Genomic DNA, 22,747 nt, shown 5'->3' on the forward strand with positions numbered 1-22,747 from the left:
CAGGATGCCAGTTCGCGGCGGTCCGATGTCAACGGGTCGGCCGCGCGGTCCCGCCCTCATGCCAGAATCGTCCGCATGAAGTTCCTCCTCGAAGTCGCGATCACCGCCGTCGCAGTGTGGGTCGTCACCCTGCTGCCCCTGGACGTCACCGTGATCGGCGGTGAGGGGGACGAGTGGTGGCATCGCGCGCTGGTGTTCGCGTTTGTCGGCCTGGTGCTGACGCTGCTGAACAAGCTCGTGAAGCCGATCCTCGACGTGCTGGGACTGCCGATCAAGATCCTCACCCTGGGGCTGTTCGGCCTGGTGATCAGCTGGTTCATCCTGTGGCTCACGGCGTGGATCACCGAGCAGGTCGACTTCGCGACGCTGCAGATCGGCGACTTCTGGCTGAGCGTCGTGGCCGCGATCGTGATCGCGATCACCACGGCCGTGCTCAGCGCGATCGTCCCGGGCGCGAACCGGCGCTGAGCCTGCGCAGTGTCCGCGACGACGAGCCCGCGCTGCTGAGCCCACGCGGGTGAGCCTGCGCCGCGTCCGCGCCGCTGAGCCCACGCCGAGCCCGCGCTGCTGAACCCGCGCTGCTGAGCCCACGCCGCCGCGCCTGCCGCCCCGCGCGGCCCGTCCGGTGCGCGCGCCGCATGAAACAATGACGACGTGAACGACTGGACCCGCCTCGCCGACATCACTCCCCCCATCGCCCTCGGGCCGCTCGACGGCCGCTACCGCGGCACGGTCGCCGGACTGGTGGACCACCTGTCGGAGCCTGCGCTGAACCGGATGCGCCTCCACGTGGAGGTGGAGTGGTTCATCCACCTGTGCGCCAAGGACGCGGTGCCGGGCGTGCGGCCGTTGACGGACGACGAGGTCGCGCTGCTGCGCGCGATCCCTGCCGGATTCGACGCTGCGGGCATCGCCGCGCATGCCGCGCACGAGCGCGTCACGATCCACGACGTGAAGGCCGTCGAGTACCTGATCAAGGACAGCATCAGGGGGACGTCGCTGGAGCCCTTGCAGGAGCTGGTGCACTTCGCGTGCACGTCGGAGGACATCAACAACCTCTCCTACGCCCTGATGGTGAAGGGCGCGGTCGAGCAGGAGTGGCTGCCCGCCGCGACCGCCCTGGTGGCGGACGTCGCGGAGCTGGCCCGCAAGGCCAAGGCCGTTCCGATGCTGTCCCGCACGCACGGCCAGACGGCCACGCCGACCACGCTGGGCAAGGAGTTCGCGGTGCTCGCCCACCGCCTGGGCCGCCAGCTGGAACGGATCGGCCGGCAGGAGTACCTGGGCAAGATCAATGGCGCGACGGGCACGTTCGGCGCGCACACGGCGGCGGTGCCCACCACGGACTGGATCGAGATCTCCCGCACTTTCGTGGAGCACCTGGGGCTCACGTGGAACCCGCTGACCACGCAGATCGAGAGCCACGACTGGCAGGCGGAGCTGTACGCCGACGTGGCGCGCTTCGGTCGGATCCTGCACAACCTCGCGACCGACGTGTGGACCTACGTGTCCCTTGGCTACTTCGCTCAGGCAGCCGCGAAGGGTTCGATCGGATCGTCCGCGATGCCTCACAAGATCAACCCGATCCGCTTCGAGAACGCCGAGGCGAACCTGGAGATCTCGGCGGCGCTGCTCGACACCCTCGCCGCCACCCTGGTGACGAGCCGCATGCAGCGCGACCTCACCGACTCGTCGTCGCAGCGCAACATCGGGCTCGCGTTCGGCCATTCGCTGCTGGCGATCGACAACGTACGGCGTGGCCTGACGACGCTGAGCGTGAACGAGGCGGCGCTGGCCGCCGACCTCGACTCGTCGTGGGAGGTGCTCGCCGAGCCGATCCAGTCGGCCATGCGCGCGGCCTCGATCGCGGGAGTGCCCGGCATGGAGAACCCGTACGAGCGGCTCAAGGACCTCACCCGCGGCCAGCAGATCGACGCCCAGTCGATCCGGACGTTCGTGAGCGGCCTGGAACTCCCTGCGGAGACCGCGGAACGCCTCGCCTCCCTCACGCCGGGCGGCTACGTGGGCCTCGCCGAGACGCTGGTGGATCGCTTCCTGCGCTGAGGACCGCGGACCCGGTTCCGAGCACCGACACCGACACCGACACGGGCCCCGACACCGGCCCCTACGGACAACTCTCCCTGGGTTCAAGTCGCCTGGTTTCAAGTCCCTGCGTTCAAGTCGCCTGCGTTCAAGTCCCCGCGTTGAAGGCGCCTGGGTTCAAGACCCCGCATTCAACGCGCACTACGCCACAGGCAGCTGAACGTCCCCCGCGTCAAGCGCGGCGACTCCCCCGAGCTGCGGAGTACGGGCAGGATCCAGCGTGGGAGGCGGCCTGAAGCTCACCTGTCCACGCGTCACCTGGATCCCCCAGCCCTGTCGATGCACATCGTGGTGGCATCTGGTGCAGAGCATCACACCGTTCTCAAGATCAGATCTTCCGCCGTGTTCCCACCAGACGATGTGGTGCGCCTCGCAGTGCTCCGGTGGCGCGTGACATCTGGCGCACCCGCCGTCTCTCTCCAGCAGAGCTACCCGCTGCGCTCGCGTGAACGTGCGCCGCTCGCGTCCGAGGTCGAGCACCTCGCCGTCGGCTCCCAGCACCTCGGGGATGATGCCTGCGTCGCCCGCGAGACGCCTCAGCTCTGCGACCGACACCGGCTGGTCGATCCCGTCGATCGAACCGAGCCCACGGATGGTGTCTGACTCGCACGCCGCGCCATCGGCGCCGGCGCTCGCAGCCGCATGCGTGCCTCCAGCGCCTTCGATCCCGGAACCGCCGCCGGTCGCGTCGATGAGGCGCAGGTCCGCGAGGCTCATGCGCACGACCAGGCTGGTGCGCACGCCGGACGCGGCAGTCTCGGAGCAGCCGAGGGCATGCCGCGCGAGCGTGAAGAGCGCATCCGCTCGCATCTGGCCCGGGGTGCGATGGTCGCCGTCCACGGCCTGTGGATGGCTCGCGACGCCGGAGGCGTCACTGCGGCCGACTCCGCCCTCATCTCTGCGCGACTGCAGCCGCATGTCCCGCGTGGTCAGCTGCTCGAGCACGGTGATGATCGGCGCCGCAGTGACGGAGTCGAGCCGACCCCGGAACGTCACCATGCCGTCGTGCTCCTGCTTCCACCACAGGAGACGGTCCTCGAAGTTCCTCCGCTCCCGACGCTCGTGCTCGGCATGGTCGGCACGAGCGATGGCGCGCGTCACCATGCGTTGCACGTCGTGCGCCGACATGCCCATCGCGCGCTGGACGAGACGCCTCTCCAGCCTCTCTGCGACGCCAGGCTCCAGCCGTCCCTCCAACGAGTTGAGCCCCGTGACGATGATCCCTGAGGCATCCACGGAGAGGTCGCCGGCGATCTGCGCGTGCGCCACCTGTGGGTATTTGGGTCGCTGCGCGTCAGGAAGCGGCGTGAACGCGTCTCCCGCGGCGATGGCACGCTTGGCGCCGCTCACCGACGCTCCCCTCACCTGGGAGATCATGCGGCCCGCGTTGCCGAAGCCCTCGCGGCGCGCGAGCCCACCTCCAGGCAGCGCCGGGTCCGAGCGTCGGGCGATCTCTCCGGCGATCCTCGAGCCGACGGCCCCCACGAGCCGCTCGAGCCTCGCGACGGCCGCATTCACCTCGAGCAGCTGATCCTTGGTCAGACCGGAGACTTCCGAGGCCGCGAGCGCACGCACCCGCGTGCTCACCCGTTCGATCTCGTCGGCCCCGATCACCATGGGACCATTCCATCAGTGGGGTCTGACAAATAGGAGAAACCGGACTCGCCCGTCTGGGGAGAGGCGCGCCGGCCTCACCCCGCCGAGCCCCCGACGTGGGCCGAGTAGGTCGTGCCCGGCGACACGTGCACGGCGTGAATGGTGTCGGGCGACACCGTGGATGGCGGCACCACCACCGACTCCACCGTCGCGGACGCGGACGGGGACACGGACGGGAACGCAGAGGCGTACGCGGACGGGAACGCGGACGCGGACACGGACGGGGACACGGTCGCCGACCCGGACAGGCAGTACTGCGGCCCCACGATCAGCGCATCGACGGGCACAGTGGCGTCGTCCCCGATCTTCAGAGTCGCGGAGTCCCGGTCCCAGAGGATCTGAAAGACGGTGGCCCCCACCCAGTCGAAGGTGGCGTGGTGGTCGTCCCCCGCGTCGAACCGCTGCTGCGAGCCGTCGGGGAAGGTGACGGTGGCCTGCCCGTCATCGGTCACGGTGACCTCGAAGGCGCTGAGCCCGTTGGAGTTGTCCGTCACCGTCCACGTAGGCAGCTCGACGCCGTCCACGGACGACGCCGTGTACGAGTAGCCCCAGTACCGCACGGTGGGATCGTGCAGGTCCAACCCGTAGCTCGCTCGATGGACGGAGAACGTCATCTGGGAGTCGTCCCTGCCGTCGACAGACGTGGTCACCGCGACAGTGTCGTCGGTCCAGTCGAGCGAGACCACGGCACCTGTGCCCGAGGGGAACGTCACGTCCAGGTCCTGGCCGTTCTCCGTGGTGCCGTCGAGCAGGTGATCCTCGATCGGGATCGTGAGCGAGGAGCCGGGATCGGCGACCTCGGACAGCTCCATCGCGTCCTCGCTGACGGTGACCGCGAGAATGAGCCCATAGCCGCTGAGGAAGCTCCCGCCGCTGCCGGCGGGGTCCCACCAGTCCGGCAGGTTCACGGGCACGGGGAGGCAGGCGGGCAGGTCGGCGGGGCCGAACGCGTCATCACGGGCGGGGAGCGCCGCCAGGCTCAGCATCGCCACGGCTGCCACGCCCAGCGCGGAGAGGCCGCCGGCCTTCGCTCGCCGACGGCGACGCACCCGGGCTGCGATCCCTGAGCCATGCTGCTCCGCGAACGTCGACTCTCGGAATCGTGCGGCGTCGTCCTCGAAGACGCCGTGCAGCGTGTCCTCGATCCGATCCATCACCGGCCTCCCTTCGCCGCGCGCACCGTCACCGGCACGGTCGAGGGCCCGCCGTCCCACTCCACGACCGTGCCGAGCACCACCGCCAGCCGGGCCGACGCGTCGTGCAGGTAGCGCTTGACGCTGCCTTCGGCCAGGTGCAGGGCGTGCGCGATCTGCGGCACCGTCATGTCGTCGTAGAAGCGCAGCACGATGCACGCACGCTCCCTGGGCGGGAGGTCCGCGAGCGCGGCGCGCACGTCGAGCACCGCGGCACGATCGCCCTGGTCCGCCGGCGCGGCCGATCGGCGTGCGAGCCTCGACTGCGCCGCCTCACGCGAGCGACGTGACCGGTACCGGTCCACGAACACGCTGGGGATCGCATGCCTGACGTAGGCCTCGGCATGGTCCACGTCGGCGAAGGATCGTCCACGGGAGAAGGACCGCACCAGAGCGTCCTGCAGGACGTCCTCCGCCTCCGTGTCATCCCTGGTGAGCAGGCGCGCGTACGCGAGCAGACGCGGCGTGCGCTCACGCATCACCTCGTAGAGCAACGGCTCCCACTGCGCCACGTCGTGCTCCCCGCCCTGCGCGACCACCCCTGGCCGCATCGTCCACGCTGCAGTCGACCTCACCGTCCACGCTGCCGTCGACCTCACCCCGATAACGGAGCGGCACGCCCGGATCGTTGGGTGGTGAGGATCGTCGGGTGGTGAGGATCTCAGTGTCGCGCCGGTGGGCGGATCGCCGCAGGCTCAGTCGAGCAGCACCTCGTCGCCCACCGCGAGCGCGCCCGGCGTGGCGACGTCGCAGTAGACGGCGACCCGCATGTCGCGGGTGGCCCCCAGTCCCTTGAGCCAGCGAGTGCGGTCGGCCACCCCGTCCTGCGGCAGGTCGATCGTGCGGCACCGCTCGATGCGTTGCGTGGGTCGCAACGCGACGCCGCCGATCGTGACCTGGCGGCCGAACCAGGTCTCCTCGACGAAGGGCGTCTGCGTCTGCACCACCAGGTTGACGCGCAGCCTGCGTGGGTCGGCGTCCACGTCCAGCTCGCGGGCGCACCATTCGAGCGTGGCGGTGCCGATGAGCGACACTGCGCCGTCGTCGAAGTGCGGCACGTCCGACTCGCTCGCCATGCGCACGTCGGCCGCCATCGCGGCTGCGAGCGCCGCGTCGAGCGCCGGGTCGCCTGCCGGCCACTCGCTGGTGCCGTCGCTGACGAGCACTGCGCCCAGGTCTGTGCGGGCGGCGTAGTCGAAGATCGCGTCGCGTCGGACCATGCGCCTGGTGCTCTTGCCGGAGGCGAGGCGCGAGTCCTGGTCGCGCACCGCCCACGCTCGGTCCCCGACGAGGCCGCGGGCGTCGAGCTCGACGGACTCGAGCGACTCCCCTGCCATGGACTTCACGGGGTACCGGCGGATCGACACGACGCGCATGCCGTCACTCTAGGACCGCGCCGTCGGATTCTCAGTCAGTTCAGCGGATCGCTCATTACAGTGAGCGGAATGAACGACGCCACTGAGGTCGAGGCGCGGGCCGTCGCGCCTCTGGACGCCACTCCACCCACCGAGAGGGCGTCCCTGCCCGAGCCCGCCGAGGGGCCTTCGCCGCGGCGGCTCAGGTGGGAGATCGCGATCGTGCTGGGGCTGTCGCTCGGACAGTCGGCGGCGTTCGCGATCGTGCAGTTCATCCAGTACTACGTGAAGCGGATCGACATCGGCTCCACGACGTCGACGCTGAACACGTCACGGTCGACGATCGCGTGGATCGACCTGATCTCGCAGGTCCTGGTGATCGGGTTCAGGCTGATGCCGGTGCTGCTGGTGCTCTACCTGCTCTCGGACCGTGGGCGGTCGGCGTGGCGCACGCTCGGCCTGACGGGACCGTGGTCGAAGGTGCGGGGGGACGCGGGCTGGATGTTCGCGATCGCCGCCGCGATCGGCCTGCCCGGCCTGGGGCTGTACCTGGGCAGCCGTGCGCTGGGCCTGACCGTGTCGGTCGACACGTCGGGGCTGCCGTCCGAGTGGTGGGCGGCGACCATCCTGCTGCTGTCCGCGGCGAGCATCGGCATCCTCGAGGAGACGATCGCGGTCGGCTACCTCGTCACCCGCCTGCGCGAGCTCCGTTGGGGCGCGCCCGCGGCGATCGTCGCGTCGGCGCTGCTGCGGGGCAGCTACCACCTGTACCAGGGATGGCCCATGGCGCTCGGCAACGTGGCGATGGGCCTCGTTTTCGCGTACGTGTTCGTCAGGCGCGGACGCCTGGGCCCGCTGATCGCCGCGCACCTGCTGATCGACGCGGTCGCGTTCATCGGGCCGACGGTGGCGCCCGAGTCCTGGTTGGCCGCCCTGGGTCTGCAGTAGAGGACGCTCTCCCCACGACGCGGCACCCTGCGCCGCAGTCCCGGACCGTGCCCCCTAGACTCGCTCCATGGCCGCCGACGCACTCGTGGACCAGCCGGGTCAGCCGGCGGGCCCCGCACAGGTGCGGATCGTCGACGCACCGGAGGTGCGGGTCCATCGCTTCACCGACCTTCTGTCCCTGATCGCCACCCTGGTGGGCATCGTGGTGGTGCTGCTCATCGGCGCGTATGCGACAGGCACCACCGAGGGCATCACGGAGGATGTGAGCGGCTTCGCGAAGGTCCTCCAGCGCCTGCTGGTGGCGCCTGTGAACATCTTCTCCGGCATCGTCACTCTCGTGATCCCGGCCGTGGTGATCATCGAGATGGCGGTGCGACGCGAGCCGCGCCGCATCCTCGAGATGATGGGCGCCGCAGTGCTGGCGTTCATCGCGACCGTCGTGTCCGCGCTCACCACCACCTACTTCGGCTCGACGGAGCTGATCCACGGGCTCGCGATCCGGAACTCGGAAGGCAGCATGGTCGTCTCGCTGCCGGCATACATCTCCGCGGTCGCGGCGATGCTGACCGTCGCGGGGTTCCGCTCCGGGCGCCGCGTGCTGTCCGTGTCGTGGAACCTGGTGTGGGCCGCGATCGCGGTCGCCGTGATCTCATCGATCGTGACGCTCCCTGCCGCGCTGGTGACCGTGCTGATCGGCCGCGCGACGGGCCTGCTGCTGCGCTGGTCCATCGGCTCCACCGCTGACCGTGCCTACGGCGAGGCGCTGGTGGCCGGCATCCGCAGGGCCGGCTTCGACCCCAAGGAGCTGGTGCGCGCCGACGTGCACGACGAGTACGCGGCCGTCGACCTGGACGAGGTGTCCGCCGCGATGGGCCGCACGCGCGAGGGTCGCGTCTACGCGCTCACGACGCGGGAGAACCACCACCTGCTGGCGATCGCCCTGGACGGCGACCAGCACGCCGCCGGCTTCCTGGTGAAGTTCTGGAACACCCTGCGGCTGCGCGGCATCGACGCCCGTGCCGACGTGTCGCTGCGCCACACCGCGGAGGCCACGGCGCTGGTCTCGCACGCGGCGCGCACCGCCGGCGTCCGCACCGCCCGTGTGCTCGGCATGAGCCATGTGCGCGACACGATGATCATCATCTATCAGCGACCCAGCGGCGTCGTCCCCCTGTCCGGCCTGGACGCCGACGCCGTCAGCGACGCGACCGTGGACGCCATCTGGGAGCAGGTGGGCCAGGCGCACGACGCAGGCATCTCCCACCGTTCCCTGTCAGCGGACACGATCCTCGTGGGCCAGGATCAGGGCGCGGACCCCGTCGTGTGGCTCACCAGCTGGGAGCTGGGCGAGGTCGCGACGTCCACGCTCGCGAAGCGCATCGACCTCGCGCAGACCCTCGCGCTGCTGGTGCCCGTCGTCGGCCGCGAGCGCGCCGTGGATTCCGCCCTGCGCGCCATGAGCGATGACGACCTGGAGCAGGTGGCGCCGCTGCTGCAGTCGATCGTGCTGCCACGGTCCACCCGGCACGCCCTGCGCAAGGCGGACCACCATGCGCTGCCGAACATCCGCTCCGCGATCATCACGCGCCTGCCCGATGCGGACATCGAGACCGAGAACATCCAGCGGTTCGGCTGGCGCACCGTGCTCACGCTGTTCCTGGGGGTGATCGCCGCCGCGATCATCCTTGCCAGCTTCAACACGCAGACGATCATCGCCGCCCTGTCCGAGGCGAACCTGTGGTGGCTGCTGGTGGCGCTGTCCTTCGACTGGCTGACGTTCATCGGCGCCGCCATCAGCCTCGCCGCGTTCAGCCCGATCCGCATGCCGTTCAACCGCGTGTGGCTCACCCAGGCGGCTGCGGCGTACATCGCGCTCGCCGTGCCCGCCGGCATCGGCCCCGCCGCGCTCAACCTGCGGCTGCTCACGCGCCGGAAGGTGCCCACGCCGCTGGCCGTCGCCACCGTCGGCCTGGTGCAGGTGAGCTCCATCATCGTCACCGTGACGGCGCTGGTGCTCCTCACGCTCACCACCGGCTCCGAGGGAACGCTCGCGGCACTGCCGAGCACGTCGATCCTGATCGGCGTCGGCGTGGTCGCTGCCGTCGTGGCGCTGTCGCTCACGGTGCCGCGCGTGCGCAAGCTGGTCGCCGCGCGTGTGGTGCCGATGGCCCGCCAGACGTGGCCGCGTCTGTCGCAGGTCATCGGCCAGCCCTGGCGCCTGGCGGTCGGCATCGCTGGAAACCTGGTGCTCGCGGGCGCCTATGTGGGCGCGTTCTGGGCGGTGCTCGAGGCGTTCGGCCAGGACCTGGCCCTCATCGACGTCGCCGTCCTCTACTTCCTGTCCAACGCTGTCGGCGCCCTGGTGCCCACGCCCGGCGGGCTCGGTGCCGTCGAGACCGCGCTCATCGCCGGACTCACCGCTGCGGGGCTCGGCGCCGTCGCCGTGCCTGTCGCGATCATCTACCGCCTGATCTCGTACTGGGCGCGCATCCCCATGGGGTACTTCGCGATGAAGTTCCTGCAGAACCACGGCGAGCTGTAGCTGCTTGAAGCTGCCGCCGCGGCTGGGCGTGACCGTCCATCCGGCACCGCGGTCGATCAAGCGTGGCATTTGCCAGGGTGCAGACCCGCGCATCTGAACCCGACACTCCCGTCGGGAGTCGATCAGACGGGCAAGCCCGCCAGTTGTTAGTCCACCCCTTTGGGGGCTCTGGGTGCGACGCCTTGAGACTAGGCCCCGGCGGACAGGTTCCCCTGCGTGCGGCGGCTCGCGCGTCCCCACAGCAGGTACAAGATCGGGCCGATCGGGAAGAGCAGGACCGTTGCGCCGATCCACGCCCACCTCGGCGCGACTTTCACGTCGTTTCTCACTATGTCGACGATGACAAGCGCCATCAACACCGCCACAAACAGCCACATCGGCGAGAGGCCCGTCTGCATGCTGCCGACGATTTTGAACCGTCCTCGGTTTGATGCCGCTTCCTTTCGAGTCTGGAAGGAAGATAGAGCCCATGCCGAAGAGGATTCCCGAGGAGACCAAGCAGCGCGCCGTGCGGCTGGTCTTGGACCATCTCGACGATTACCCGAATCTCACCGTCGCGTGCCAAACGGTCGCGGGCCGGCTTGGCTTCGAGGCCGAGTCGCTGCGCCGGTGGGTGCGCCAAGCGCAGGTCGATGCCGGTGAGCGTCAGGGCGTGACGACGTCCGAGTCCGAGAAGATTCGCAAGCTCGAGCGTGAGAACCGCGAGCTGCGGGAGGCCAACGCGATCCTCAAGGACGCAGCGGTTTTCTTGCGCTAAGGGAACTCGACCCCCGTCGGCGCTGATCGTCGCGTTCATCGACGAGCAGCGCGCCAAGGGTCGTGCGGTCGAGTCGATCTGCTCCGTCCTGCGAGACCAGGGCGTCCACATCGCCGCGCGAACCTACCGAGACATGCGCATCCGTGACGCATCGGTGCGGGACCGCAGCGATGCGGTCGTGATCGACGCGCTGCTGGCCACGACCGGCACTCCCGAGGGCATGTACGGGCGTCGCAAGATGGTCTCCCACCTGCGACGCCAAGGCCTACCTGCCTCGGCCCGTCAGGTCGACCGTCTCATGCGAGACCTGGGACTCAACGGTCGTGTGCGTGGCCGCAGTGTGCACACCACGATCGCTGACCGACATGCTGACCGCGCCCCGGACCTGCTGGAGCGGGACTTCACCGCGCCGGCCCCGAACATCCGCTGGGTCGCGGACTTCACCTACGTGCGCACGTGGGCCGGCTTCGCCTACGTCTCGTTCGTCATCGACTGCTACTCGCGGGCGATCGTCGGCTGGCATGCGTCGATGTCGAAGACGACGCCGCTGGTGACGACCGCGCTGCGCATGGGACTGTGGCGGCGCGACCGCGCCGGGCACCCTGCAGGCGACGGCCTGGTGCATCACTCTGACGCAGGAAGCCAGTTCACGTCCGTCTCCTTCGCCGAGACCCTCGCCCTCGAAGGCATCGCAGCTTGCGAAGCGGATCTATCGGCGATGCCTACGATAACGCCCTGGCAGAGTCCACGATCGGGCTGTTCAAGAACGAAGCGATCCGCGACGACTCACCATTCCGCGACGGCCCGCTCAGGCGTTTGGAAGACGTCGAATGGGTCACGCTGGCATGGGTCGACTGGTACAACAAGCACCGCCTGCACTCGCGCCTGGGCGACGTCCCGCCCGACGAGTTCGAGGCTGCCTACTACGCTGACATCACCACGCCCGCACCGTCGGTGCCGACACCCGCATAGAAGCGGCAAGAAACCGCGGACGGTTCAGTCCACGAACCGTGTGTGGCCCAATCGCGCGAGAACTCGCGGGTCACCCGCCAACGCGACTCGCCTTGAGGAACTCCCGCAGTTGTCCGACCTGACGCATCACTCGGCCGCTTGGCCGGGGTTCCTCGCGTGGCTCATAGTGATAGATCTGCTGGAGAATCAATGGCTCGTCGCGCCCAACAATCGTCAGAACAGGCGCTTGCGAGAACCAAAGAATCCGATCCTGAAGCACTGCAGAGTCGACCGCCGCGACCTGTGCCCACGCGATCCTGCGTCGCGAGGCCCAACCGTGGATCGACACGCCACCGCTGTCAGCGACAACGCGAACAAACGGTGCGCGGAGCATGAAGAAAGTGGATGGGATCGCAATCACCCATCCCATCACTTCACCCACCAAATCCTCCGAATAGTCGACCATCGACCAGCCGACGAGGGCGAATCCGGCAGAACAGAGCGCGAGCCCGACGAACTGCACCCAACCGCCGCGCAAAGTTACGCGCACCGCGCCGATCCTGGTCATGTCACACGCCCCGCTCCCCAGCCACTCTCTAACAGTATTGATTCTTCCGCTTGGCACAGCCTGCAACCTTCAAGGCCGGAAGGACCAAGCCTGCACTCGACGCCACTGCCCCCTGATAGTAGATATCGCGGCCGAGAATCTTGGCAGGCGCACCCTTCCACGCGGCGGTGGAGGTACCCCTGGCGAACGTGGTAAGCCGACCGACGCGAGCCATCGTCATCGGAACTCTTAGAAGCCCGAACGTAGCCACCGTCGGCACCGCATCACCAGCGGTCGCCTTCGCTGTCTTCCGCCATCCGCCGCCCTCAGCTGCACGCTGTTGCGCGCGCACGCCAAAAGCTACAGCCTGCGCGATTGCGCACACCAACAAGCCTCCAACGATGCAAGCGCCCGCAGCGACAATATTCGCCACGAGGGTGCAATTCTTTCAAGCCCAACGTCCCGCGGCCCATGCACCACTCTTGATCTTTGACCACCAGTTCTTGCCGTTGGTGTCGTATTTGTTGATGGGGTCTTGGGGGTAGGTGTAGGCGGTGGTGTTGCCGCCGGGGACGGGATCCACGCTCGTGAAGGATCCGGTGACGGGGTTGTAGAGGCGGACTCCCATGAGCATGAGTCCGGTGGTGTCGGTGGCGCGTTCCTTCGCTCCGAGCCATCCGTAGGTGAGGACTCCGGTGTCGGTGTCGGTGGTGCTGGTGACGGGGTTGCCGTATTCGTCGAAGTCGCTATACCCACCGACATTGGTGACGGTGCTGTCGGCGCTGACGGTGACCGGCAGGGCGACATCACCATGGATATCGGACAGTTGCAGCTGCGCGACCCCGTCGGTGAGGGTGAGTCCTAGGTCGCCGCCGAGGGACGACCCATACCAAGACGTGGTCTGGTTGCCGGTGGTGTCTGTCGAGATAGCCCACGAAGGACTGTCCGACTGGTCCGCGTAGTGGCGCACGAGGGTGGTCGTGCCCGAGCTTGACGTGGTCGTCGCGCTCGTGCGGCGTTGCAGGGCATCCAGGCTGTAGGTTGTGGTGACACCGTTTTGGGTCAGCGACGCGGCGAGGTCGTTGTCGTAATAACCGACCGCCAGATCCCCAGCCGATCCTCCTGCAGGGGTGTCCGCTCCGGGGATCAGGGTCTGCCGCCCCAACGCGTCATACACGTATGCGGCTCCACCGTTCGCGGCGGTCTGCACCCGATCAGCCGAGTCATACGTCCACGACTGTGCCGTGCCCGTCCCTGCCGCCACACACCCCCCATCCGTGCCTGAGATCCCGGCTGTGCGGGACAGACGGTTCCCACGGACGTCGAACCTGTAAGTGCGTGTCACACAGGTCGTGACATCTCCGGCAGCCGGATCCGTGTTGACCGCCTCACCTGTGACGGCGGTGCGATCCGTGACGACCGTCAACCGTCCCGCCATGTCATACGCATACGACCGGTCATAAGGGGAAACACTGTCAGAGTCGACCAGCCCCGCAGGCGTCGACTCCGCGACCACACGACCGAACAGGTCCGACACTTCACTCCAACCGACCAGGGCCAGCAGGCAAGCCGAACTGCTCTCGCAAGTCCTTCACCCGACGCTTCGTCGTGCCAAACCCTGCCACCGTCAGCCGACACGCCCGCGCACTCCCACGGCCGTCCTTGAACGTGAGCGTCGCCCACACTCGAGAGTCCTGATAGGAGTTCACGAATCCGTCATACGGCACATAGCCGATGACAAGGTCGTGGTCGACACGATATGTCCTCGTACGAAGCCAGTCCCGCACCACAAGGTCACCATGCCGGTCCACCCAGACGCCGCCCACGAAGACCCTGGCGACCACGAGTACCGACATTCCCAGCCCGAATGCTCCGAACAGACCACCTTGACCGGTATCCACCGCACCCATGAACGTCGCGAGGCCAAGCACCACGAGCATCGCCGCGAATCCCCACGCAACCAGGCCCGAGCGAACGACGTGCCGTGATTCCATCAACTGGCGCACAGACGACCTACCACCTGACTCACTTGCTGACGCCATATCCGACCACATGCTCCGCGACGAAGCCGACCCTACGCACAGTCAAGTCGTACCTCGTCATCTATCTCCTGCTTCCAAGTCCGATCCTCACGATAGCCCGCGAGAACGAAGCCCTCGCAGCAGAACCCGCGCGTGCCACCGCAACCTCCGTGAGCCTGCCAGCGGCACCACCGACGACGGCTGCGGCCACGGCAATTGCGGCTGAAACCCGGGGCGCATCACACCACGAACTGGAAGCTAGCCCTGGCCCACCACGCGCTCGCCTACCCCGAGCGCATCAACCCCTGCCTGACCCACTGACCAAGTCACTTACACAGAAAACTTGACAGGCTCCGGAGGTTCTCGTCGTCACAACTCGAGCGGTGCTACCAACCTGATGGCCCGGTACACCTAGTCGCACGTACGCGGCCGCGTGGACGCCATTGCAGACTGCGCCGACTGCACCACGCGTGGCCCTCTTTGCTGTCACGTGGTGGCGAACCATTGCACGACCATCGCCACGTAGATCGCGATCAGCACCCACGCGTGAATCGGCAACCCCGACCACGACCTCGCCACCTCGAACGGCTCACTCGACACCACCCGACCCTCACCACCCAACGCTTCGAGGATCTCGTCAGCAACCTTGTCCACCCTCGTGCGACGACGCAACATCAACATCAGATTCGTCGCCTGGATCGCCCAACACCGCCGACTCGACCCATCCGTGAAATCGACCCGCAAGAACGACAACCCGTCCGACGCCACCCCCGAAACCGCCGTCCGCGGATACCGAAACGTCACCCACGTATTCACCACCGTGAACGACTCCCCGTCGACCACCACCCGCGCACGAAACGCCGACGCAGACGCCCACGCCGTCATCAACACGGCGGCGATGCCGAAGACGACCACACCCGACGTGTCGCGGCTCCCGCTGGAATCGGCCGACGCCACCAGCAGGATCATCAGGAACGAGGCCGGATACGAGAGGAGGTTTACGAGGATCCTCGCTTGCACCGAGCTGCGCCACACCATCCCGGCGCCAACTCTTGACCGACTCATCATCTTCCTAGCATCTCCTCGACGTCGAACAGATAAGGCGAGGCGCTCCCGTGTGAGCATTGACGGCGCGCACCAGGGCGACGGCACGATGACGGAACTCGGGCGGGTAGGGCTTGGGCTTGGTTCGGACTCCTCGCAATCGAGCCTGAACGACACACTGCCACCGGTAACCAAACCCTGGGGCAGGTCAAGAAGTCAACCGATGCTGGGGCAGACCCAACCATTACACGACGATCGCCACGTAGATCGCGATCAGCACCCACGCCTGGATCGGCAACACCCACCCCGCCAGCCGGCCCTAGGCCAGCCGCTCCCAGACCCACAGCCAATTCAGATAGTCGAGTTAAGACTGCAAGGCTCACGACGCTCTCACTGTGGTATCGAACTCGACGGGGATCTACTTCTTGACTGACCTCATCACGAATCCGTCACTGCCAAGGTGCCACCGTGCCCGCGTGTCTTCGTTGTCGGGCTCTGCCAGCGCTCCGTCAAGGTAACGGGTGCATGTAGCCAGAATCTCCCGCATCTCGAAGCTAAGCCCCTCAAGGTCGTCTGCGTGGGTGTCATATCTCCATTTCTCCCCAAGTTGGAGCCACAGGTGAACGTCATTCGCATGCCCGATCTCCGCAGTGCGACCAACGTCTGAGGCCACTTCGTACGTCACTCGTCTAGGCAAGGCGACCCTTCGCACCTGCGTGTACCGCGCAAGCGCGGCGACGATGAGCCGGTCAAGATCCTCACTGATGCTCACGGAATCTCAGCTCACTTTTCCCAGAACTTGACATACTTGCCACGACCGTAGTTGTTGAAAGCTGCATACCTGCGTTCTATATGAATGTTCCACTGCGGGCCACGTCCGCTCGCCTCGTAGTACTGGCGTGTCTGCCCGATCGACACCCGGAAGTTTCCCGAGGCCCCTTTCGAAGCGCGCACATACTTGGTTGCCGCTAGGTACTTTCCAAGACCAGCGGTGAGTCCGGCGACCGCGCCCTCCAGAGCTCCAACTCCTAGCGCCTTCGCGTAGCCGCTCGTGCTCCTGGTGTCCGTGGAGACTCGGTAATTGGCGACGGACAGTCCAGCGCCCACTATCGCGCCAGCCACAATAACGCACCCGAGTCCCGCCGTACCCGCGCACACAGCTGCCGCAATCGCCCCAGCGGCGATCATTCGCAGTGCCCGGCTAGCGAGAGCCTTCTTCGCAAGCTTTGACCACCAGTTCTTGCCTGTGGTGTCGTACTTGTTGATGGGGTCTTGGGGGTAGGTGTAGGCGGTGGTGTTGCCTCCGGGGACGGGATCCACTGATGTGAAGGAGCCGGTGACGGGGTTGTAGAGGCGGACTCCCATGAGCATGAGTCCGGTGGTGTCGGTGGCGCGTTCCTTCGCTCCGAGCCATCCGTAGGTCAGGACCCCGGTGTCGGTGTCGGTCGTCAACGCACTGGGGTTGCCGTATTCGTCGAAGTCGGCATACCCACCGACGCCCGTGACCGTGCTGTCGGCGCTGACGGTGATCGGCAGGGCGACATCACCATGGATATCGGACAACTGGACCTGCGCGACCCCGTCGGTGAGGGTGAGTCCCAGGTCGCCACCCAGGGACGACCCATACCAAGACGTCGACACGGTGCCGGTGGTGTCGGTCGCGACCGCCCACGAAGGACTGTCCGACTGATCCGCGTAGTGACGCACGAGGGTGGTCGTGCCCGAGCTCGACGTCGTCGACGCGCTCGCACGCCGTTGCAGGGCATCCAGGCTGTAGGTCGTGGTGACACCGTTTTGGGTCACCGACGCGGCGAGGTCGTTGTCGTAGTAGCCGACCGTCACATCCCCCGCGGACACTCCTGCTGGGGTGTCTGCTGCGGGGATCAGGGTCTGCCTCCCCAGGCCGTCATACACGTATGCGGCTCCACCGTTCGCTGCGGTCTGGACCCGATCAGCGGTGTCATACGTCCACGACTGTGCCGTACCGGTCCCGGCCGCCACACACCCCCCGTCCGTGCCCGAGAGTCCGGCCGTGCGAGACAGACGGTTCCCACGGACGTCGAACGTGTACGAGCGTGTCACACATGCCGTGACATCTCCGGCAGCCGGATCCGTGTTGACCGTCTCACCTGTGACGGCGGTGCGGTCCGTGACGACCGTCAGGCGTCCCGCCATGTCATACGCATACGACCGGTCATACGGGGAAACACTGTCAGGATCAACCTCGCCGGCAGGCGTCGACTCCGCGACCACACGACCGAACAGGTCAGACACCTCACTCCAACCGACCAGGGCGACGGTGTCGCCGGCCGCGTCGACGGTCGAATACGTCAGGCCGGTGGTGGTGCCGGCGAGCGTGTAGCTGGTGGTCTGTGTGAGGCCACCGGGCATCGTCTGCACGGTCATGTTCCCTGCCGCGTCGTAGGCCGCGGTGAACGTGTAGGCCGGATATGTGCCCGACACGGTGTCGAGACTCTTCGCGGTGATGGTGACGGCGGTGGGCAGGCCGCGACGCTCCTGCAAGCCCGTCGCGTCCGTACCGTCATACGTGTAGGCGGTGACCTCGTGCCCGTCATCGATGGCGGCGGTGCGGCCGTGAGTGTCGTAGCTGGTGGTCGTGACCACGCCGTCGGTGTCGGTGTAGGTGACGGTGCGACCCCACCGGTCATACCCGATAGACACGCTCGAGATGGTCACTCCAGCCGCATCGACGGACTTTGTGGCGGTCTGCAGACCCGTCACCGGGTCGTACACGTAGTCGGTGGTCGGCAGCGCCTGGGATGATGCCAGCCCGGCCGTCGCGGTCGACGACGACGCGGTCCGACCATCCGCCAGATATGCGGTCGTGGTGGTGCGCGTGACCGTGCCGAGGGACTCGACGGTGGTCGTGGGCGCGAGCAGCATCGAGTACCCGGTGGTGCGCACCGCCGGCACTGTGGGCGTCGCCTCACCCGTCTTGGTCACACACGTCAGGCCCGCCCATTGGGGCTTGTTTCCGCACTGTGCGTCGGCGCTGTTGGTGTCGGCGGTGTAGTAGGTGGTGAGGTCGGTGCCGGCGTCGGTGCCGGTCGAGCCAGGTGCGCGGGTCTCGACGACACGCCCGAGACTGTCGTAACGAGTCTTGGTGACGATGTTGTCGGTGCTCGTGGCCATCACGGTGGTGGCGACGGTCGCCGCTGACAGGATCCATCCGGACGTGTCTGATGTCGCGGACGCGGTGTCGATCGGGTTGTAGCCGGTGAGTGTTTGGGACAGGACTGTCTCGCCTGTGGCGACCGGCACGGTGGTGTCCCACGTGCCGGTGTCGGCTGCCGCCTGAGTGACGGTGGTGGTGGTGACCAGGGTGAACTTCTGGCCTGTGCGGGGGTTGACGGCGTTGTTGGGTGCGCCCTGGTCGTAGTCGTAGTGGGTGTGCAGGCGTGCCATGGAGCCGTCGGGGGTGGGTTCTGCTGGCTCCCACGTGTCGGTCACGTAGCTTCCTGCCGGCACCAGGAGGTCGCCTGCCTTGATGGTGGTTTGCACTCCGGCAGCATTGGTCCACACGGTGGTCGCGGTGGCCTTCACATCGGCGTTGTAGCGGGTGAGGGTCGCGACGGCGTTGACGTCGTCGGCCGGGAGCGTCTGCCCGCCGGTCGCGGCGGATTGCGCGATGAGGTAGGCGGTGGCGGCGGCATCGAGGTGGCGTACGACGCGCCCACCAGTATCGAACTCGTCTGCCGTGTACTGCCACGCGCCGGCCCCATAGCTCGCGGTGTTGACGGTGTAGCCCAGGTCGTCCGTGAACTGCAGGTCCGCGTTCTTCCACGAAGCTGACGGTACGGACGCGGGGCTTGATGTGCCGGGGTCGTCGCCTTGGGAGAACACGGCGAACCCGGCGGTCGGCAGGTGCTCGGTTGAAGGCCCCCATGCCGTGACGGCCGCCGCCACGTTGGGCGCCCCTGACGGCATCGACGCAGTGTTCAACCCGTAGACGAAACGGGACACGGTCACCGCTGACGCACCGCTGGTGGCGCCGTCACGGGAGACGGACAGCAGCGAGTCCGAGCCCTGCGACGACGTGCCATACGTGAAGCGCCACGCGGCCAGCCCCGAGGGAGTCACTGATGTCAGCTTCGGCGCGCCGGAGGCGGTGTTAGCACCGTAGCCATAGGTGACGGCGCTGCCCGAGCGAGGGTCGGTGACCGACGCGAGACGCCCTGCCGAGTCGTACGTGTAATGCGCGACGCTCTGTGCCCCCATCGCACCTGTAGCAGGATCCCATGCGTGAAAGATGACGGAGCTGACGCGTCCGGTATAGGCGCCGGTGGCAGTGTCGGTGGTCGCGTAGTACTGGACCTCGAGCGCCCGGCAGCCAGCCGTCAGGGTGGCGGTGCAGGTCACTCCTGCGGGTACGGGTGCGAGGATCTGGGTGATGCGCCCCGACGCGTCGTGGGTGAACGTGGTCGTGCCGGACGAGGCGGGCTCCAGGATCGATTCGGCGACCCAGCCGCCAGCGGCGGTGCGACCCCACGTGGTCGACACACCCAGGTCGTCCACCATGGTCAGCTTCGCGGCCGTGCCGGTGCCGGTCACGGCGACGGTGTAGCCAAGCGCGGCCGTGTCGTCGTCGTAGGCGGTGTAGGTACCGGCCTTGAGGGCGGTGGTCCCACCGCCGGGCTCGACATACAGCAGGTAGGTGCCGTCGGTCTGCTCGAAGGCGATCACCCCGTCGTCGCCAGTGGAGTCGTACACCGTAAGACCAGCTTGGCCGATGTCGGATCCTTCGAACGAGGCAGTCCACCCAGGCCCGAACACGGAGGTCTCCGTACCGCCGGCGAACGAGCTGTAACTGCGTGAGATCGACATGGTGCCGGTATAGGCCGGCACCTCGAGATCGGTCGCGGAGGTGTTGAACTCTCCGGTCCACAAGGCGACCTGCCCGGGCCCTGCAGTCGTGACGGGGAAGCTGTCGCCGAAGGCGTGCGGGACGCGCAGCACTGTGGCATGCGTTGCCGCATCATCGCGCCACGTGCACAGCACGTCACCGGTGTAGGAGTAGGTGAAGCACACCTGCACCTCCATCCTGTAAGGCACCCGTTCCTTGCCCGCCGGCACGGACGCCGCGGCAGACCACGTGTAGCTCACTTTGGGATCCACTCCCGCAGCGACCGTGCTCAGGTCGGTGATCTTCGTCCATCCTGTCGCGGAACCAGAATCGGTGGTGTAGTCCGATGCGTTCGCGGTTCCTGCGGCACGGTAGTACACCGCCCGCGCGATGGTGCCATTCGCGCTCGGAGGTGCGGACGCGTTCACGGGCACCTTGTCGGTGGTCTTGTAGCCCACCGTCGGCGCCGAGATTCCGACCGACCCGACGCCGTACTCGAACGTCGTCCATGCGCTGGCGTTGCCCGCCCGATCCAGGGCACGCGCTTCTACCTTGTGCCCGCCGTTGGTCAACGCCAGGCCCGTGATCGTCGCCGTGCCGGAGGTCGTGGTGACGGTCTTCGTGGCCCCGGAGTCGAGCTTGTACTCGAACGTGACTGCGTCGGTCGCGGTCAGAACTGCGCTGCCGACCGTGGGTGCGGTCTTGACCCACTGGCCATCGCTGAACTGGGGGGAGGTGACCGTCGTGACGCCCGGTGGCTGAGTATCGACGGTGAACGTCCACAACGTGCGCGACGACGTGGACAGCAATGATCCATCCGAGGTCCACACCTCTGCCGTGTAGCTCGATCCGTTCACCAGCGCTGGCATACCCGTGCTAGGCGACCACGTGGAGGTGCCGCCCGACGCTACCGCGGTGCCGTACGCCTTGTTCCAGTAGGCGGTGCCCGCGGTGGAGGTGCCCGTATGCACGGTGAAGACCGCCTGCACGTTGCCGCCATCCGGGTCGGACACGACTGCGGAGATCGTGGGCCTCACGACATTGACGAACAGCTGTCGGTTCGGATCCGATGACGACGGGTACCAGTTGAACTGTCCCGCGACCAGATCACCACGGGAGGGCATGTTCGGATACGAGTTGTATGTCACCGACAGCACGGGCTTGTTCGATGCTGCGTTGCCCGAGTTGAAGCGCTTCCAATAGAAGTTGTCCGTCTCGGACGTAGCCTTGACGATCACGCCCTTCGTCGTCTCGGAACCGCCTGACCAGTTCTTCGCCATCTGGGTGATGTCCGCACTGACCCACCCGTCCGCGCACGACGACGAATAGCCCTTCGTGGTCGACACGGTCGCGTACTTCCCATACAGGGCAGGCATGTTCGACCACCGGGTCGACGTCGATGCAGGCGAGGCGGACGCCCACACCTCCCACGTTTCGGGAGTGCACGACCACGAGTGGTACTCCCACAGCGACAAGGTCGCGCTCGTCACCGCCTTGCCTAGGATCGGCGACACATTCACGTTGATGTAGGACCGATACTTCGACGTTCCCCCGTCCCACGTGCCGATCAACAGATCCGTCTCGCTCGAGCGATCCGAGTTCCACGCCGTCGACACGTAAGTGTCGAACGACAACGTCAAGTTCACCGACGGGTCGATCACCACCGGGAACGCATCGGAGGCATCGAACGGAACATCAGCGGTATCGATCCTGATCGATCCCGTATCGCCCGACACACCCATCTGCGCAGGCACATCAACCTGCGAAGGCACCTGGTTCAGTGCCGCATCCAATGGGATCGTCGGCGAGGGCGATGCAGAGACACCGGCCCCTGCCCCCGGCGCGGGCGCCATGTCCGCGACAGGCTCGCCACGCAGCGCGTCATTGTCCGCGTCCCACGCCTGAACGTCCGAGACGTGCACCACTCGATCACCCTCGTCGGACACACCCACAATCGAGGAGCCATTGGTACGTAGCTCAGCGCTCGAGGTGTCGAACGTGAGCGACAGCTCCTCAGCCCGCGCAAGCGCATGGGCGTCCTTGGCGACGAAGAACTGCTCATACCCGGTCGCGGTGACCGAGAACACGACGTCAATGCCCGGTTCAATGTCGACATACCGGATCGCATCACCGTCCACGATCGGTGCCGGCACAGTACCGTCCCACCACAACGTGAAGTCCCCGCCATCAGCATCCGTGCCCGTCACGAGCGCCACATGGCCCGTGGCCGCTCCGGAGAACACGAGGTTCGCCGGATGCGCGCCAGGCCGATACGACCCATCCGACCAGGACACCAGGTCCGTGTCCAACGCCTCCCAGCCGGCCTCCGTCGTCCGATCCTCACCCGTCGCCACCCACTCCGGGCCCGTATACATGTCGGAGCGCCACTGACCGTCAGGAAGCGCGAATGTCTGCGACGTCTCCGTGCGCTGCGACAGATCCTCGACCGCCTCGTCCTTGAGGACCGCAAGCATCTCCGCCGACACCGCATCCGGAGCTGTCAACCCCTCCCAGGCACCCTGCTGCGTCCAATCCACCGCCGCGGCAGGCGTCGGCTCGGCAGCGACCGCACCACCCTCACCAACGATCAGGATCGTGAACGCCGCGATCACCGCGATCGACACCCCACGCACCCCACGGGACCAACGACCAGCCACACAGGCAGAACCCACAGAAATCGCCACAGCGACCCCGCCCCCAACGGCCCCCAGCGGACGCACACGCGTCCGGAACAGCGGACCTGGCACCCCGCCAACCGCCGCCCCG

General features: G+C 67.2%; 14 protein-coding genes and 1 pseudogene. 5 read left to right on the top strand and 10 right to left on the bottom strand.

Features of this window, described 5'->3' with window-relative positions:
- Positions 1-75: 75 nt before the first annotated feature.
- Both RN607_RS13465 and purB read left to right on the top strand, forming a co-directional pair.
- Positions 76-468 (top strand): phage holin family protein, encoded by a 393-nt coding sequence (locus tag RN607_RS13465; protein WP_313498016.1) that lies wholly within the window; start codon positions 76-78, stop codon positions 466-468.
- A gap of 186 nt (positions 469-654) precedes the next feature.
- Positions 655-2,064 (top strand): adenylosuccinate lyase, encoded by a 1,410-nt coding sequence (gene purB, locus RN607_RS13470; protein ID WP_313498018.1) that lies wholly within the window; start codon positions 655-657, stop codon positions 2,062-2,064.
- Positions 2,065-2,244: 180 nt separating this feature from the next.
- Here the strand turns inward: purB and RN607_RS13475 are convergent, their stop codons facing one another.
- The 4 genes from RN607_RS13475 to RN607_RS13490 all read right to left on the bottom strand — a co-directional run bounded on the left by RN607_RS13475 (position 2,245) and on the right by RN607_RS13490 (position 6,328).
- Entirely contained in the window at positions 2,245-3,720 is a 1,476-nt protein-coding gene (locus RN607_RS13475; RefSeq protein ID WP_313498020.1) for an HNH endonuclease, read from the bottom strand.
- A gap of 74 nt (positions 3,721-3,794) precedes the next feature.
- A complete protein-coding gene (locus RN607_RS13480; RefSeq protein WP_313543129.1) occupies positions 3,795-4,913 on the bottom strand; it encodes a MiiA motif-containing surface protein in 1,119 nt (372 codons plus the stop codon).
- Positions 4,913-5,527 (bottom strand): sigma-70 family RNA polymerase sigma factor, encoded by a 615-nt coding sequence (locus RN607_RS13485; RefSeq protein ID WP_313498023.1) that lies wholly within the window; start codon positions 5,525-5,527, stop codon positions 4,913-4,915. The genes RN607_RS13480 and RN607_RS13485 overlap by 1 nt, the downstream gene beginning before the upstream one ends.
- A gap of 120 nt (positions 5,528-5,647) precedes the next feature.
- Positions 5,648-6,328 carry an MOSC domain-containing protein gene (locus RN607_RS13490; protein WP_313498025.1) on the bottom strand — a complete coding sequence of 227 codons (681 nt, stop codon included), beginning with the start codon at positions 6,326-6,328 and terminating at the stop codon, positions 5,648-5,650.
- A gap of 69 nt (positions 6,329-6,397) precedes the next feature.
- On the opposite strand from RN607_RS13490, the gene RN607_RS13495 reads away from it, so the two are divergent.
- Together RN607_RS13495 and RN607_RS13500 are read left to right on the top strand one after the other, a co-directional pair.
- A complete protein-coding gene (locus RN607_RS13495; RefSeq protein ID WP_313498027.1) occupies positions 6,398-7,255 on the top strand; it encodes a CPBP family intramembrane glutamic endopeptidase in 858 nt (285 codons plus the stop codon).
- Between the two features lie 67 nt (positions 7,256-7,322).
- The gene (locus RN607_RS13500) at positions 7,323-9,797 is read left to right on the top strand and encodes a flippase-like domain-containing protein (RefSeq protein WP_313498029.1); all 2,475 of its coding nucleotides are present in this window, start codon (positions 7,323-7,325) and stop codon (positions 9,795-9,797) included.
- A gap of 188 nt (positions 9,798-9,985) precedes the next feature.
- Here the strand turns inward: RN607_RS13500 and RN607_RS13505 are convergent, their stop codons facing one another.
- Positions 9,986-10,195, bottom strand: a complete 210-nt coding sequence (locus tag RN607_RS13505; protein WP_313543131.1) for a PLD nuclease N-terminal domain-containing protein — start codon at positions 10,193-10,195, stop codon at positions 9,986-9,988.
- A 71-nt stretch (positions 10,196-10,266) separates the two neighbouring features.
- Between RN607_RS13505 and RN607_RS13510 the strand changes: the two are divergent.
- Positions 10,267-11,526: pseudogene (locus RN607_RS13510) on the top strand (IS3 family transposase).
- A gap of 70 nt (positions 11,527-11,596) precedes the next feature.
- On the opposite strand, the gene RN607_RS13515 reads toward RN607_RS13510, so the two are convergent.
- From RN607_RS13515 to RN607_RS13535, 5 genes are all read right to left on the bottom strand, one after another.
- Positions 11,597-12,073 (bottom strand): PH domain-containing protein, encoded by a 477-nt coding sequence (locus RN607_RS13515; RefSeq protein ID WP_313543132.1) that lies wholly within the window; start codon positions 12,071-12,073, stop codon positions 11,597-11,599.
- A gap of 427 nt (positions 12,074-12,500) precedes the next feature.
- Complete coding sequence (locus tag RN607_RS13520; protein ID WP_313543134.1) at positions 12,501-13,316, bottom strand: RHS repeat-associated core domain-containing protein; 816 nt, start codon at positions 13,314-13,316, stop codon at positions 12,501-12,503.
- Positions 13,317-13,590: 274 nt separating this feature from the next.
- Positions 13,591-14,058, bottom strand: a complete 468-nt coding sequence (locus tag RN607_RS13525; protein WP_313543136.1) for a hypothetical protein — start codon at positions 14,056-14,058, stop codon at positions 13,591-13,593.
- Positions 14,059-14,559: 501 nt separating this feature from the next.
- The gene (locus RN607_RS13530) at positions 14,560-15,111 is read right to left on the bottom strand and encodes a hypothetical protein (protein WP_313543138.1); all 552 of its coding nucleotides are present in this window, start codon (positions 15,109-15,111) and stop codon (positions 14,560-14,562) included.
- Between the two features lie 789 nt (positions 15,112-15,900).
- Positions 15,901-22,605, bottom strand: a complete 6,705-nt coding sequence (locus RN607_RS13535; protein ID WP_313543139.1) for a DNRLRE domain-containing protein — start codon at positions 22,603-22,605, stop codon at positions 15,901-15,903.
- Positions 22,606-22,747 lie beyond the last annotated feature (142 nt).

The organism is Demequina capsici (assembly GCF_032102965.1).
Classification (GTDB): Bacteria; Actinomycetota; Actinomycetes; order Actinomycetales; family Demequinaceae; genus Demequina; species Demequina capsici.